Raw genomic sequence first — 14,579 nt, forward strand, 5'->3', positions numbered from 1 at the left:
GACTTGCGTCCGACTACCGCGTCAGACCGACGAGGTGCCGAACGGAGAAGTCGGTTCGCCGTCCACGAACTCCTTGGTCTTGGCGAAGTGTTCCGGGGTGATGGTCAGGAACAGTCCTCGGGAGGTTCCCACCACCGTGTCCGGATCCGCTGTCGGGCCTTCGACGATCACTGCTTCCGCGCTGGTGTAGACCTTGCGGCGCAAAACCCCGTCGATGCGAGCCCGGAATTCGAGCACCGATCCCAACGGGATCGGTCGGGCGAAGTCGATCTCGAGGTGCCCGGTCACCACCGGCGAGCCGAGAGCCATGCATGCCATGCCCTGAGCCTCGTCGAATGCCGTCGACAGAATGCCGCCGTGAATGACACCGGGACCGCCCTGATACTTCTTGGCGACCTCCAGACGACCGGTCACTTCCAGCCCGTTGCCGGCCCTGAAACTCATCGCCATTCCCGCAGGCTGGTCGTCGCCGCAGCCGAAGCATTTCGACCAGTGCTGAGGCAGCTTCTCGCCGGCGGCCGGAAAGAATTCGGTCGGCTCCGGGAGGGTCAGGTCGTCAGGCAGGGTCCAGGTACTACTCATGGATAGGTAATCTAAACGGGGATCAGTCCGGCGCAGGCATCGGACCCGACCGAAGTGACATCGACCTCAGCAGGGAGTTTCTCAATGATCAGTGCGATGGCGGACACACAGTCGTCGTCGGCATTGCGAGAGACCATCGCCAGGTTGGCGCCGGGTACCGCGCTGCGAGACGGGCTCGAACGCATACTTCGCGGTCGTACCGGCGCGCTGATCGTCCTCGGATACGACGAGGAGATGGAAGCGCTGTGTGACGGCGGATTCAATCTGGACGTGGAGTTCGCCCCGACTCGCTTGCGTGAACTCTCGAAGATGGACGGCGCGGTCGTCCTCTCGACCGACGGCACACGCATCGTGCGTGCCAACGTCCAGCTCGTTCCCGATCACAAGATTCCCACCGTCGAATCCGGTACCAGGCACCGCGCCGCCGAGCGCACGGCAATTCAAACCGGCTATCCCGTGGTCTCGGTCAGCCAATCGATGTCGATCGTCAGTGTGTACGTCGGCGGTATCCGGCATGTCATCGACGGATCGGCCACCATACTTTCGCGTGCCAACCAGGCCGTCGCCACGCTCGAACGATACAAAGCGCGACTCGACGAAGTGACACGGCAACTGTCGGTCGTCGAGATCGAGGATTTCGTGACCCTGCGCGACGCGTTGACAGTCGTGCAGCGGCTCGAAATGGTTCGCCGTGTGTCGATCGAGATCGAGCAGGACGTCCTCGAGCTCGGCACCGACGGTCGCCAGCTTGCATTGCAGCTCGAGGAACTGGTCGGCGACAACGACATTGCACGCCAACTGATCGTTCGGGACTACCTGGCCGGTCCCGAACCGATCGGCACCGCGGCGATGGACAACGTCCTCGTTGCACTCGATCGCGTCACCGACGCCGACCTCCTCGATCTCACGACACTTGCGCGGGTTCTCGGTTATCCGGGCACGATCGAAGCACTCGACACTCCGATGACCCCTCGCGGATACCGCGTGCTGATGAGGGTGCCTCGATTGCAGTTCCATCAGATCCACCGGTTGGTCGGATCCTTCGGCACTCTTCAGTCGCTGCTGGCCGCTACGGCCGCCGATCTGCAGTCGGTCGAGGGCATCGGCGGGCTGTGGGCCCGTCACATCCGTGAAGGACTTTCCCGGCTCGCGGAAACGTCGATCACCGGATCGTTCAACTAGCGGGCCCGGTCAGGCTCGCTCTCACGCGATGTTGAACGGCTCCGGAGAGCTTCGCAGTGCGCCGAGCTGACCGACAACCGTATACGCGCCTGCGCCCACCGGATTGCGCTCGGGGTTCTGCGCGGTCGCGCACTCGGGGGTCGACGTCGTTGCCGACCAGGCGACCTTGAACGCGGCTTGCTCACCCGGAGCGAGATTGCGCACGTCGGCTGCGGGCTGCGGGTAGCAGTCGACGTTGGACCACAGACGGGTCTTGCCGTCGATGCTGTAGACGAGCACCTGCTGAAGGCCGCCCGCCAGATCTCGATCGCAGGGTGCCGAACCGATGTTGGTGATGACGATCGTGAACGACGGCTCTTCGCCGGGAGCAAAGGTCGCCTTGTCTGCGGTTGCCTTGACTGCCAGCGACGAGTCGGCACACTGACCGGCCGGGACCGGAGCCCCGGTGGTCGACGAAGACGAAGACGACGAAGACGAAGATCCCGAAGCCTGCGTGCCCGAGCCGCCCGAACCACCGGCAGCACCGCCACCCGAGCCACCGCCACCGTCCGGTGCGTTGGATCCGGAAGGGTTGGGGGTGAAGGAGACGTCTGTTGTCAGCGAGGAACTCGCAGCGGCCGAATCGGCCTCCGGGGTATCACTTCCACCGCCGAAGAGGGCGGACGCCGCCCAGATGATCAACGCCAGCGCAATAACGGCGGCACCAATGGCCAGCGCCCGGCGACGCCAGTAGATCTCAGGGGGCAGTGGTCCATTCGGTTCCAACACGGACTCAACGGTAGTTGGCTCAGGGTCGACTAACCGTCAGCTGAGACGGCGTGTCGGTACCCATTGTCCGGTGCCAGGGATCACTGCCCCGGAAGATCTAACCCTCGACGCTCTCGCCGATGTCGCCGACAGCGCCCTGAACACGCATGTGACCGTCGGACAATGTGTACGTGACGCCGACGATCGCGCACGCACCCTTGTCCACCTTGTCGGCGATGATCCGCGACCTCTGCATGATCAACGAGCCGGTCTCCACGACGTGACGACCTTCGAGTTCGTCGACGGTGGACAAGCCTTCGTTGCGGCCCATCAGGATGGACGGAGCAACGCGCTCGACCACGCTGCGGATGAAGCCGTCGGGGACCGCGCCCTTGTCCAGGGCGTCGAGCGTTGCCTTCACGGCACCGCAACCGTCGTGCCCGAGGACGACGATGAGCGGCACGTTGAGCACGTGAACGGCGTACTCGATCGAACCGAGCACCGAATCGTCGAGCACATGACCTGCCGTGCGTACGACGAACATGTCGCCGAGGCCCTGGTCGAAGATGATCTCGGCGGCTACGCGCGAATCACCGCAACCGAACAACACCGCAGTGGGGTGCTGTGCGTTGACCAGCTTCGCGCGATCGGCGATTCCCTGGCTGGGGTGAATGGACGCGTCGTTGACAAATCGCTCGTTGCCTTCGCGAAGGGACTTCCAAGCGGAAATGGGGCTTGATCGTGGCATTCCCTCATTGTGCACCCGTCGCATTTCGGGCTCTCGCCGGGAAGGTTGCGTAGACGCAAACGGAAGCTCCGCGTCCACATTCACGCCTTGTGATGGCATGCCCGAATTGGAACTTACTTCAGAGTCAGTTTCCTGATACCGTCTCCGAACGTGACCTGGAGCACTTCGAGCTTCCGAATGTGACCGAAGAAACCCGACCAGAACGATGCGGCCGGAAAGGGGGATGGCGTGAGCACCGAACTTGGAACAACCGGGGACGCAACACCCGCCTCCCCCGCCAGGACGAACATGTTCTCGAACCTGCTGTCCGAAGTCGGACTGCTGTTCACCTTCACCGTTCGCGTGTGCGTTGCTGTGATCACGACCCTGCGACGCAAGCGTCTCGCCTGGCGTGAGGCGCTCGACCAGATGTGGTTTCTCGCCCACGTCACCTCGGTCGCCTCGGCGCTGGTGATGATTCCCCTCGGCGTGGGAGTGGCGCTGCAGATCGGTGCGCTCGCAGATCAAATCGGTGCAGGTGCGTACAGCGGTGCCGTGGTCGCGTTCCTCATCATCGGACAGGCCGGGCCTCTGGTGTGCGCCCTGATCATCGCCGGCGTCGGCGGTTCCGCAATCTGCGCAGACTTGGGCGCGCGAACGATCCGTGAGGAAATCGATGCGCTCGAAGTGCTGGGACTGCCGGTACTCGAACGCCTGGTCGTCCCGCGGATGATCGCCATCGCGGTCGTCTGCCTTCTCCTGAACTCGATAGTTCTCGTAATCGGTTTGGGCGCAAGCCTCTTCGTGCACGTCCTGATCCTCGACGGCAACGCCCAGAGCTTCCTGCGCAATCTCGTTCAATTCAGTCAGCCCAGCGATTTCGTCGTCTCCGGCATCAAAGCCGTTGCCTTTGCGCTCATCTCGGGAATCGTGGCCTGCTACAAAGGCCTGACCGTCAAGCGTGGAGCCCAAGGCGTCGGCGATGCCGTCAACGAGACCGTCGTGCTCTCGTTCGTTCTCGTGTTTGTCGCCAACCTCGCAATTACTCAGTTCTACCCGCTGTTCGTCTCGTTGAAAGGTGCCTATTGATGCACCTGCCCATCGCAATTCGTGCCAAGCGGGTCAGTTCGCGCACCGTCGACGGCCTGAGTCGCCTCGGCGATCAGTTCACGTTCCACGCGCGTGTCATCACCTCGATTCCGGCAACCCTCAAGCGATATTGGCGTGAAGTCGCCCGTCTCGTCGCCCAGGTGGCCTTCGGTTCTGGCACCCTGCTCGCCGGCGGCGGCAGCGTCGTCGTGATCTTCGCGATCTCGTTCTTCGCAGGTTCCCAGATCGGACTCGAGGGCTACCGCGGACTGAACCTCGTCGGCCTCGCACCGCTGTCCGGCGTGATGTCCGCCATCGCGAATACTCGTGAGGTCGCACCACTCGTTGCCGCAATCACCTTGGCTGCCAAGGTCGGAACTGGATTCACCGCGCAACTCGGAGCCATGCGGATCTCCGAGGAAATCGACGCACTCGAAGTCATGGCGATTCCCTCGCTGCGGTACCTGGTCACCACCCGAATGATCGCGGCGCTCATCGCGGTGGTCCCGCTGTACCTCGTCGGCCTGTTCGCTTCGTACATGGCAACGGCGCTTGCGGTGATCCGGGTCAAAGGCCAGTCGGAAGGAACATACGGCTACTACTTCAGTCTTTTCCTCTCTCCCAACGACATCTGGTTGTCCTTGATAAAAGTCATGGTGTTCGCGGTCGTCGTGACCCTCGTGCACTGCTACTACGGTTATACCGCGACGGGTGGACCTGAAGGCGTCGGCCGAGCAGCCGGACGAGCGCTGCGCACCAGCATCGTCTTCCTTGCCTTCACCGACGTCGCCATGACCATCGCGCTCTGGGGACTCAAACCTCAGGTTCCCGGGTTGACCGGATGATCGTCACGGACACCAGTCGAATTGCACTGGCACTGCGTGGTTTACTTGCGGTAGTCCTGCTGATCGTCGCCTACGTCTTCTTGTTCAGCAGGGGCACGGACACGTTCAGTTCCACACCGCAGGTCAGTGCTGTCGTTCCCGCCGGCGCCGGTGCGTTGAGAGTCGGATCATCGGTTCAGTACCGCGGGGTCGTCGTCGGTTCGGTCGCCGACATCGAGCCTGGCACCACCGCTTCCACCATCTCGCTCGCAATCGACGAGGGTGCGTTCGAGGACATACCGTCGACAAGTCAGGTGCGGCTGATGCCCCGCAACATCTTCGGCGACTTCTTCGTAGACCTCATTCAACCTGACGAACTCTCGCGTGGTCCTGCTCTCGCACCGGGCACCGAGTTGGTATCCGATCAGTCCGAAGTCGCGGTCCAGCTCTACCAATCGATCTCACGGATCTACTCGCTCGTTTCTTCCCTCGACCCCGCCGACATCAACGTGGCGATCACGGCAGTCTCTGATGCGATGAGCGGCAAGGGAAACCAGATCGGCGAGTCTCTCGATTCAGTCCGTCAAGCGTTGGTCGGTGCGCAGCCGGTCATCGACGGACTCGGCGACGACCTCGACGACATAGCGACGCTCGCCGACAGTCTCTCGACGAGTGCGCCGGACATGCTCGCCGCATTCGAGAACTCCATCACCACATCCAAGACCGTCATCGAGAAATCCGACGGATTGGCGGGGCTTCTGCGGGCGGGCACCAGCACGGGATCTGCCGCCACAAGTCTGATCGGTGACAATCGTGACCGCATGATCACCTTGATCGACGACGCCGATTCCCTCACCGGTGCAATCACTTCGCGGCCAGACCACATCACCACCTTCTACAACGGCCTGCGCAATCTCACGATCAATCTTCCGCCCGCGTTGGCCCACGGTCCGTGGCTCAGCACCGACCTACGGTTGTCTGTCACAGATCTGTATCCGTACGGAAAGACCGACTGCCCGCAATACGACGGGACTCGCGGCCCCAACTGTCCTGCCTCCGCGACCGCGTTCGGCGGAACCGTCGGCCCGGTTGGCAGCCCTGCCGAACGATCCCTGATCTCAGCTATCACCCAGGGCGGTACAGCTTTGGATACTCTCGTGGCGGGGCCGGTATTTCGCGGCACGACGGTGGTGGGCAGATGAGCGTGAAGAAATCTCTGATCAGGTTCGGATTGTTTGCCGCACTGTCTATTCTCGCCACCGTCGTCGTGGTGAGCACCCTGATCAACCCCGTCTCCGGGTCGAGCTCGCAGTACCAGGCTGTCTTCGTCAATGCGTCCGGTCTGGTCACCGGCAGTGATGTCCAGATCGCCGGAGTCCGAGTCGGGCGCGTCGACAGCGTCGAGTTGGTGAACAACCAAGCCGTCGTCGGCTTCGAACTCGAATCCACACAACGTATTCCGACCGGCGGTCGGGCGGTGGTGAGGTACGCGGATCTGTTGGGGGCACGGACGATCTCGATCGAACCAGGGCAAGACGGGGGCGCAACCGGCAATTACCTCTCCCCCGGGGCCACCATTCCCGTCGAACAGACTCAGCCCGCGATCGACCTCACCGACATCCTCGGCGGCTTCCGTCCTCTGTTCGACGCGCTCGACCCCACCGAAGTCAACGAGCTTGCCGCACACGTCGTCCAGGTATTCCAAGGACAAGGTTCCACCATCGAAAGCCTGCTGGAGCGCACTGTTGCCGTCACCGAGAACTTGACGTCCCGAGACGCGATATTGGACCAACTACTGACCAACCTCGACCGGGTACTCACCGTCACCACGACGAATCGACCCAACTTCGTCGAGATGATCAACACGCTCGACACACTGGTCGGCGGTTTGGCACAGGACCGCCAACAGATTTCGGCCGCAGTTGATTCCGCGGGTTCCCTGACTTCTTCCCTTCAGGACCTGGTGACGCGCGTGGAACCCGAGTTGGCTGGCGCGCTGACTTCCGTCGATCAATCGGCTCGGGTCGTCGTCGACAATCGTGAGTCGCTGGCGACCGGTATCACCGCGTTCGATCAATTGTTCACCCAGTTGGGGATCGCGATGAGCTACGGAAGCTGGGCGAACATCTACATCTGCAACTTCCGACTCAGCGCGCTGGACCAGTCGGTGACTCTCGGCGGCCCCGAGCGTTCGGCGGTGTGCCGATGAACTGGCTCACCGTCAAGAACCCGGTCCGCAACGGAATCATCTGCATTCTCGTCGGAGTCTGTGTAGTTCTGGCCGCACTCGTTGTCCCTCAACTGATCTTGAAAGTCAAGACCAACGAGTATCACGCCGTCTTTGCCAACGCCACCGGATTGACGCAGGACGATCCGGTCAACGTCGCAGGAGTCCCGAGCGGGGTGGTCACCTCGTTGGCGGTCAGCGGCAACTCCGTTGAAGTCACCTTCCGACTCGACGACGGCGTCACACTCGGCGAAGACTCCCGTGCGGACATCAAGATCTCGACTCTGCTCGGCCGACGCTCGCTCGACATCACTCCGAACGGATCGCGCTCGCTCCCCGGAGGTTCGACCATTCCCATCGAGAACACGAGTGTTCCGTTCACTCTCGACGATCTCGGACGAGGAGCACAAACCACTTCGGAAAACCTTGATCTGCAACAACTGCGAAATATCCTGACCGTGGTGTCCGACAACTCACCGGACGATCCCGAACTCATTCGCCGCTCACTCGAGGGAATCGACGCACTCTCCGGAGTAGTCAACGACAACGACGATGCACTCCGTTCCCTTCTCACCGGCGCGCAGCAGACGACCACAACGTTGATCGAGCAGAGGGACACGCTGGAAACCCTTCTGGGAAATGCGGATCTGGTGATGTCAACGATCGCCGACCGGCGAGATGTGCTGACTGCGCTCGTACAAGACCTGAATCAGTTGAGCACCACCATTGCCCAGTTCCTCGGTGACAATCAGGCATTGGTCGACTCGGTCTTGGGAGACATCCACGAGGTGACGGGAGTTCTGTCCGAGAACGAACAATCACTGACCACGCTGCTCGACAACTTCGCACCCAGCGTTCGGTACGTCACGAACGCGACCGGCAACGGCAACTGGCTCGATCTCAACTCACCCTCCACACTCATCCCGGACAACTGGTTGTGCGTCGTCGGGCTTGTTCAGGGGTGTCGATGACTACGACCGTCAAGAAACTCGCCGTGCTGGCAGCGATAGTGATCTGCGCGATCGGTGCCGTCCTGTTCGTCACGCGTGACGAACACCGACTCACTCTCACCGCCGAATTCACCTCGACCGACGCAATCTTCACCGGTAACACGGTGACGATTCTGGGAGTTCCCAGCGGAAGGGTCGAGAGCGTCACGCCGGAAGGGTCCCGGGTTCGAGTGGCGCTGAGCCTGCCATCCGGAACACGTATACCGGCCGACGCGCAGGCCTGGGTCCTTTCTCCCTCGGTCATCAGTGACCGCACAATCGAACTCGGCCCCGGCTACGAGGGCGGTGAATTCCTCGCGGACGGCGCAGTGATCCCTCTCGAACGAACTCACTCCCCGCTGACATGGGACCAGCTCACCGCATCGGTGAACGAACTGACGGTCGCGCTCGGCCCTGGCACCGACGGCGGTGGGATCGGTGACCTCATCGGAGAAGGCGCTCACGCGTTGGACGGCAACGGGCAAGCATTCAACGATGCCGTGCAGTCCATCTCACAGGCCAGTTCGGTACTGGCCGGCGCGAGTCCTGACATCTCCGAACTGGTGAAGAACCTGAACACCCTCGTGCAGTTGATCGCGGACAACCAGACCCAGGTCGACTCGCTGTCGAACTCGGTGACCGTCACGGCACGCGCGTTCGGTACCCAGCGAGAAGACATCAGCGGGGCGCTCGATTCCCTGACCACGTTGCTCGGACAGGTCTCAGCGCTACTCGCCGAACACGGCGAGGCGGTCACCGCCGATCTGGGTACGCTTGCACAGTTGGCCGGCGCAGTCGCGACCAAACAGGACCAATTGCGCGAGATCATTGAAACGGCACCAACGGGATTCGAGAACGTTTCCAACCTCGTCACCGAAGAAGGCCGAGCCAGAGCACGGTTGAACGTCGCCACCGATCTCTCACAGTTCGACACGACACGAGAACTGTGCGAGAAGATGCCGATTCCGCTGTGCACAGGGCCCGGAATCGTCAATCCCATCGAATTTCCCTCGGTAGGCAGCTCCGACCTGGCACGCATCCTCGGTGGGGGCAACTGATGGCGTCGAACAAGTCCGTAGTGAGCGTTGTCGTGGCACTCGCCATCGCGGCGCCTTTGACCGGCTGCAGTCTCAACTTCCAGCACCTCCCTCTCGGGCGCTCTCTGCCGGGAGAGTCGTACCCGCTGAACATGGAATTCGTCGATGCGTCATTGCTTCCCGTCGGCGGCGAGGTGCGTATCGGTCAGGCAGTGGTCGGCAGAGTCACGTCGATGAGCGCGGAAACCTTTGCAGCCGTGGTACATACCGAGATCGAATCCGATATCGAACTACCCACCGGCACCCGCGCTCGGATCGAGTTGTCCACCCCGATCGGCGATGCGTTCGTCAACCTCGAAGTTCCGGTCGATTCAACCGGCCCCATGCTCGTACCAGGTTCCACCATCGAGCGTTCGGAGACCGTCCGCGGACCCGACGTCGCACAACTACTCGGCGCCGTCGGAACTTTGTTGAACGGCAGTGGGTTGGCACAGGTCAAGACCATCGTGAGCGAGGCTGATCAGATTCTCGACGGCAGGGAAGAGACGATCCGCGATCTACTTGGGCGCCTGGACACTTTTCTCGGGACACTCGAAGACCGAAAGGAATCGATCAACTCGGCGCTGGACTCGCTGAATCGGCTGAGCGCTCTCATCGGCGACGAGAGCGCCACCATCGACGAAGGCTTGCGCACACTCACACCCGCATTGGGCGTGATCGCCGACCAACGACAACCGCTCCTCGATCTACTCGACGAAACCGACAGACTCAGTACCGCAACCAATTCCGTACTCGACCAGTCGGCCGACCAGATATCAGAGATAACCGGACGTCTGTCACCTATCCTCGACCAGTTCTCGGCAATGGGCCCGACACTGGGTGAGACGATGGCCAACCTGGACAACGCGAGAGTGCTCCTCGAGCGCGCCAGCCCGGGTGATTACGTGAACATCGACCTCGACGTCGATGTCGAGGGCACCGTGACCGGAGTGCTCAACGAGATAATTCCGGGCGCCGCACCGCCACTGCCACCTCTGCCCGACTCCGATCGGGAACTGCCGATGACGACACCCCTGCAAGGAGGAACGCGATGAAGAACCGAACCGTCTATTTCGAGATCGTCGCCTTTCTCCTCATCGCGGTGGTCAGCACGACGTATGTGCTCCGACAAGTAGGTGCTGGCGATCCCTTCACCGGAACATTCTCGGTCACCGTCGAATTGGAGAACGCGGCTGGAATCGCTCCGGGTTCGGAAGTGGCCTATCGCGGAGTCACCGTCGGCGACGTCGAGTCGGTGGAGGTTGACTCTGCCCGGGACCTCGTCGTGATGACGCTGAGCATCGCCGCCGACCAACAGATCCCCGACGATTCGCATGCGGCCATCAGCCAGGACACCGCAGTCCCGGTACTGAAAGTTCAGTTGTCTTCGCAGACCGACGGCGGCCCGTATCTGCATGAAGGCTCAGTTGTTCCGACTGAGCGCACATCGATCCCGGTCGCGTTGGGAACCGTGATAGCGAACTTCAACGCTGCTGCCGACACTGTCGATCCGGCAGACCTACGGACACTCTCGCACGAACTCGGCGAGGGATTGAACGGATTGGGTCCGGATCTGCAGGCGCTCGTCGACAACTTCGACGTGCTTGCGCGCACCGTTCAAGCCGATCAGCCCCGTATCAACACGCTCGTCGAGAACTCGCGCTCATTGTTTGCTGCGAACGAGGAGAATGTCGACGCTCTTCCCGAAGTTGCACTCACACTTCGCCAATTGACAGATCAGGTACGAAACTCCGATCCGCAACTGCGCACTCTCCTCGATCGAAGCCCGAGTGTTCTCGACAATCAGATACTGCCTCTCATCGAACAGAGTCGTGAGCCGTTCAGTCTGCTGTTGGCCAATTCTCTCGTCTCCACTCAGATCGTCACCGCACGGATGCCCGCGGTCGATGCCTTGTTGGTGGTGGTACCCAAAGGTTTCGAGAAGTTCGGAAGTATCGTCAAAGACGGACGGGCACAGCTTGATCTGATCACAGCACTCGGACCGGTCTGTATCTACGACACGCCCCGGCGATCGGTACAGGACACCTCACCGACCACGCTCGACAAGAACCAACACTGCGCGGACCAGTCGGGCCGGATCCAGAATCGCGGCTCACAGAACGTCCCCACCGGAACTGGAACGATCGACGGGGTTGCCGAATACGATCCTGCCCTCGGAACGGTTGCGGCCGGTGACGGAACGTCGATTCGTCTGGGCCTCAACGGTGGTCAGAACACCGTTCTCGGTGACAACTCGTTTGCCGCACTACTAGTACAAGGAACGCAATGACCGAGACACCCCAGTCCGAGACACCCGAGCCCGAGATCTCCGAGAGTCCAACACCCACAGTCGTCGAGAAGCCCACGCGCCTTCGCAAGCAGACCCTGCTGATCGTTGCCGGCGCCTTGGTCGTCGTAGCGGCGCTCGGCTGGGGCGCCTTCGCGACCTGGCAGAGATCGATCGACGAAGACGCCCGCACCAGCGCACTGGACAGCGGACGGCAATTCGCCACTGATCTTGCGACGTACAACTTCCAGAACCTCGATCAGAACCTCTCCGTGGTGCGCGACAACTCCGTCGGCGAGTTTGCCGGCCAGTACGCCCAGGTGGCCGCCAATCTGCAGAACATGATCGTGCAGTATCAGGCGACCTCGTCCGCTCAGATCATTTCTGCCGGGCTGGCGAGCAGCGACCGGGACAATGCCGAGGTGCTCGTTTTCCTCGATCAGACGATTACGAACACCAACTCCCCGGATCCGAGGATCGACCGCAACCGCATGCAACTGTCGCTGGTCCGCGAGGACGGCGAGTGGAAACTGAGCAACGTGCAGTTGTTGTGACCTCGTCACGGCGTAGTATCTCCCCGAGCATTATCGAGCGATAGCTAGGGGACCCGTATGGCCACGAAAGATTCGGCGAAGGACGCCACAGCCAGTTGGCGACGGATCGAGCCGCTCGAGCTGACTCCTATCCTGGAAGCCGCCCTCGAAGGATTCTACGACAACGGATTCCACGGAACGTCGGTACGCGAGATCGCGCGTCGTGTCGGTGTCACTATTCCCGCTCTCTACTACCACCACCAGAGCAAGGAAGGGATTCTTCTTGCTCTCCTGGAAGTTTCGACCAGCGACGTGCTCGCACGAGCACACACCGCCTACGCCGACGGTGGAGACGACCCCCGGCAACAGCTCACCAATGTCGTCGAAGCGATCGTCCTTCGCATGACCACCCGGTCACGCCTTGCGGCTCTCGAGGGCGAGGTGCGGTACCTCAGCCCCGAAAACCGCCAGCGATACCGCGTCGTACGAAAGGGTGTCGAGGAACTGGTACTGGGCATCGTGACGGAAGGCGCGGAACGAGGCGTCTTCTCGGTGGCGGACATACCCGAGACCACGCGCGCGCTGCTCGCGATGTGCCAGTCGATTCCGCGTTGGTATCACGCGGAGGGAGAACTCACCCCGGCAGAGGTGGCTCAGAAGTACGCCGTGATCGCACTGAACACGGTTGGATGCAAACCCAGCCGCAAGCGTGCACGTTGATTCTCACACCGTCGTGTATCGCGCCCGAAGTTCACGCTTGAGGATCTTGCCCGTAGCGCCCAACGGGAGTTCGGTGACTATCTCGATGGACTTGGGGCACTTGTAACCGGCAAGTCGGCTTCGGACGAAACCCGAAATCACGTCGGTATCGAGTTGATGTCCTGCAGCAGCAACTACGACGGCTTTGACCGCCTCGCCCCACAATGGATCCTCCACTCCGATGACGGCGACTTGGGATACTCCCGGATAATCGGCGATGACCGATTCGACTTCGATGGGATAGACGTTCTCTCCACCCGTGATGATCATGTCCTTCATCCGATCGGTGATGTAGACGTAGCCCTCGCTGTCGACCCGTCCCACGTCGCCGGTATGGAACCACCCGTCGGCATCTATCGCAGCGGCAGTCTCTTCCGGACGTCGGTAGTAGCCTTCGGTCGTTTGAGGAGACCTGACATAGATCTCGCCGGCCTCGCCGATCGCAACTTCCTCGCCTTCCGGTGACATCACCTTCAGTTCCACCCAGGGGTACGGTTTTCCCACCGAGCGCAGCAGTCCGACGTTTTCGCCGTCCACTGCATGGTCACAAGAATCGAGTTGCGTTACTGCTCCATGCGTTTCGGTCAGCCCATAGACCTGGAACAGGGGCGTGCGGAACGTCTCGAGAGCTCGCTTCAAGACCGACGGTGTGATCGGGGAAGAACCGTAGGCGATGGATCGGAGAGTTGCGAAATTGCGCTCTCGCGCACCTGGCACGTCGACCAGCATCCCGATGACGGAAGGCACGAGGAAGGTATTGGTGATACTCATCCCTTCCATTACTTCCAACAGACCGTCAGGTGTGAATTCCGGGAGAACGACGTTGTGGGCTCCATTCGCGAGTCCCACGAGTACCCAACCCAATCCGCCGATGTGGAACAGTGGCATCGCACACAAGCTGACCGAGGATTCGTCGAATCCCCATGGCCCACCGGTTCGCGTGCATGCTTCCAGGTTCCTGTTGGACGTGAGAACGCCTTTGGGTTTTGCCGTGGTTCCGGATGTATACAGTTGCAGTACAACGTCGTCCAGGCTTCCGCGCCATCCCGGATCGACCGAACTTGCGCCTGCCGATCGAGCTTCGTAGTCGAACTCCTCGGAACCGTCGATCTTCACAACGCGCAGCTTCGTGACTCCCGATGCCTGCACCGCCGACACCACGCCCTCGAATTCACTGTGGAAGAACAACACCCGAGCGTCCGCGTCGGCGAGCACCTCGGCAACCTCGGCGCCGGACAACCGCCAATTGATCGGGATTGCCACTGCCCCGATCTTTGCTGCCGCAAGTACGATCTCGACGACTTGAGTCGAGCTTCTGTCCACCACGGCCACCCTGGTTCCCGAGCTACAACCCAGGTCGAGAAGAACGTTGGCCAGCCGACTGGTACGGAGGTCGAGCTCGGCAAACGTCATCGACCCGTCTCGACCTGTCAACGCGAGGGCGTCCGGTCGCGCAGCAGCGTGGCGTCGAGACTCATCGGCAAGGCGATATTGTGAGCACATCGTGAAAATCCCCTTCTGGATTGGACGTAACTTCCGGCCCAGGCGTGTGCACGA

15 protein-coding genes are annotated in these 14,579 nt (G+C 61.4%); 11 read left to right on the plus strand and 4 right to left on the minus strand.

What is annotated here, in order from left to right; genetic code table 11:
* Positions 1 to 21: 21 nt before the first annotated feature.
* Positions 22 to 582 (minus strand): PaaI family thioesterase, encoded by a 561-nt coding sequence (locus ABWI03_RS13040; protein ID WP_095970886.1) that lies wholly within the window; start codon positions 580 to 582, stop codon positions 22 to 24.
* Positions 583 to 678: 96 nt separating this feature from the next.
* Between ABWI03_RS13040 and disA the strand changes: the two genes are divergently transcribed.
* Positions 679 to 1,764 carry a DNA integrity scanning diadenylate cyclase DisA gene (disA, locus tag ABWI03_RS13045; RefSeq protein ID WP_024487741.1) on the plus strand — a complete coding sequence of 362 codons (1,086 nt, stop codon included), beginning with the start codon at positions 679 to 681 and terminating at the stop codon, positions 1,762 to 1,764.
* 21 nt (positions 1,765 to 1,785) lie between these two features.
* Here disA and ABWI03_RS13050 read toward each other — a convergent pair whose 3' ends face one another.
* Entirely contained in the window at positions 1,786 to 2,532 is a 747-nt protein-coding gene (locus ABWI03_RS13050) for a DUF4232 domain-containing protein (protein ID WP_124568918.1), read from the minus strand.
* Between the two features lie 97 nt (positions 2,533 to 2,629).
* A complete protein-coding gene (locus tag ABWI03_RS13055; RefSeq protein WP_095970884.1) occupies positions 2,630 to 3,259 on the minus strand; it encodes a carbonic anhydrase in 630 nt (209 codons plus the stop codon).
* A gap of 228 nt (positions 3,260 to 3,487) precedes the next feature.
* Between ABWI03_RS13055 and ABWI03_RS13060 the strand changes: the two genes are divergently transcribed.
* The 10 genes from ABWI03_RS13060 to ABWI03_RS13105 are packed head-to-tail and all read left to right on the plus strand — an operon-like array spanning position 3,488 to position 12,983.
* On the plus strand, positions 3,488 to 4,327 hold the full coding sequence (locus ABWI03_RS13060) for an MlaE family ABC transporter permease (RefSeq protein ID WP_298778854.1): 840 nt from the start codon (positions 3,488 to 3,490) through the stop codon (positions 4,325 to 4,327).
* Positions 4,327 to 5,172 (plus strand): MlaE family ABC transporter permease, encoded by an 846-nt coding sequence (locus ABWI03_RS13065; protein ID WP_095970882.1) that lies wholly within the window; start codon positions 4,327 to 4,329, stop codon positions 5,170 to 5,172. Before ABWI03_RS13060 ends, ABWI03_RS13065 begins: the two co-directional genes overlap by 1 nt.
* Complete coding sequence (locus tag ABWI03_RS13070; protein ID WP_298778850.1) at positions 5,169 to 6,353, plus strand: MCE family protein; 1,185 nt, start codon at positions 5,169 to 5,171, stop codon at positions 6,351 to 6,353. Before ABWI03_RS13065 ends, ABWI03_RS13070 begins: the two co-directional genes overlap by 4 nt.
* Positions 6,350 to 7,360: an MCE family protein gene (locus ABWI03_RS13075; RefSeq protein ID WP_124568922.1), complete on the plus strand. Its 1,011-nt coding sequence runs from the start codon at positions 6,350 to 6,352 to the stop codon at positions 7,358 to 7,360. The genes ABWI03_RS13070 and ABWI03_RS13075 overlap by 4 nt, the downstream gene beginning before the upstream one ends.
* Positions 7,357 to 8,349 (plus strand): MCE family protein, encoded by a 993-nt coding sequence (locus ABWI03_RS13080; protein WP_298778848.1) that lies wholly within the window; start codon positions 7,357 to 7,359, stop codon positions 8,347 to 8,349. Before ABWI03_RS13075 ends, ABWI03_RS13080 begins: the two co-directional genes overlap by 4 nt.
* Complete coding sequence (locus ABWI03_RS13085) at positions 8,346 to 9,425, plus strand: MCE family protein (protein ID WP_166810823.1); 1,080 nt, start codon at positions 8,346 to 8,348, stop codon at positions 9,423 to 9,425. The genes ABWI03_RS13080 and ABWI03_RS13085 overlap by 4 nt, the downstream gene beginning before the upstream one ends.
* Positions 9,425 to 10,498: an MCE family protein gene (locus ABWI03_RS13090; protein WP_298778845.1), complete on the plus strand. Its 1,074-nt coding sequence runs from the start codon at positions 9,425 to 9,427 to the stop codon at positions 10,496 to 10,498. The genes ABWI03_RS13085 and ABWI03_RS13090 overlap by 1 nt, the downstream gene beginning before the upstream one ends.
* Complete coding sequence (locus ABWI03_RS13095) at positions 10,495 to 11,733, plus strand: MlaD family protein (RefSeq protein ID WP_298778840.1); 1,239 nt, start codon at positions 10,495 to 10,497, stop codon at positions 11,731 to 11,733. The genes ABWI03_RS13090 and ABWI03_RS13095 overlap by 4 nt, the downstream gene beginning before the upstream one ends.
* Positions 11,730 to 12,284: an Rv1363c family protein gene (locus ABWI03_RS13100; RefSeq protein WP_200314594.1), complete on the plus strand. Its 555-nt coding sequence runs from the start codon at positions 11,730 to 11,732 to the stop codon at positions 12,282 to 12,284. The genes ABWI03_RS13095 and ABWI03_RS13100 overlap by 4 nt, the downstream gene beginning before the upstream one ends.
* A 57-nt stretch (positions 12,285 to 12,341) precedes the next feature.
* Positions 12,342 to 12,983 (plus strand): TetR/AcrR family transcriptional regulator, encoded by a 642-nt coding sequence (locus tag ABWI03_RS13105; protein WP_200314592.1) that lies wholly within the window; start codon positions 12,342 to 12,344, stop codon positions 12,981 to 12,983.
* A 3-nt stretch (positions 12,984 to 12,986) separates the two neighbouring features.
* Here ABWI03_RS13105 and ABWI03_RS13110 read toward each other — a convergent pair whose 3' ends face one another.
* The gene (locus tag ABWI03_RS13110) at positions 12,987 to 14,525 is read right to left on the minus strand and encodes a long-chain-fatty-acid--CoA ligase (RefSeq protein WP_124568929.1); all 1,539 of its coding nucleotides are present in this window, start codon (positions 14,523 to 14,525) and stop codon (positions 12,987 to 12,989) included.
* Positions 14,526 to 14,579 lie beyond the last annotated feature (54 nt).

Origin of the sequence: Rhodococcus baikonurensis (assembly GCF_040489275.1) — a bacterium.
Lineage (GTDB): Bacteria > Actinomycetota > Actinomycetes > Mycobacteriales > Mycobacteriaceae > Rhodococcus_F > Rhodococcus_F baikonurensis.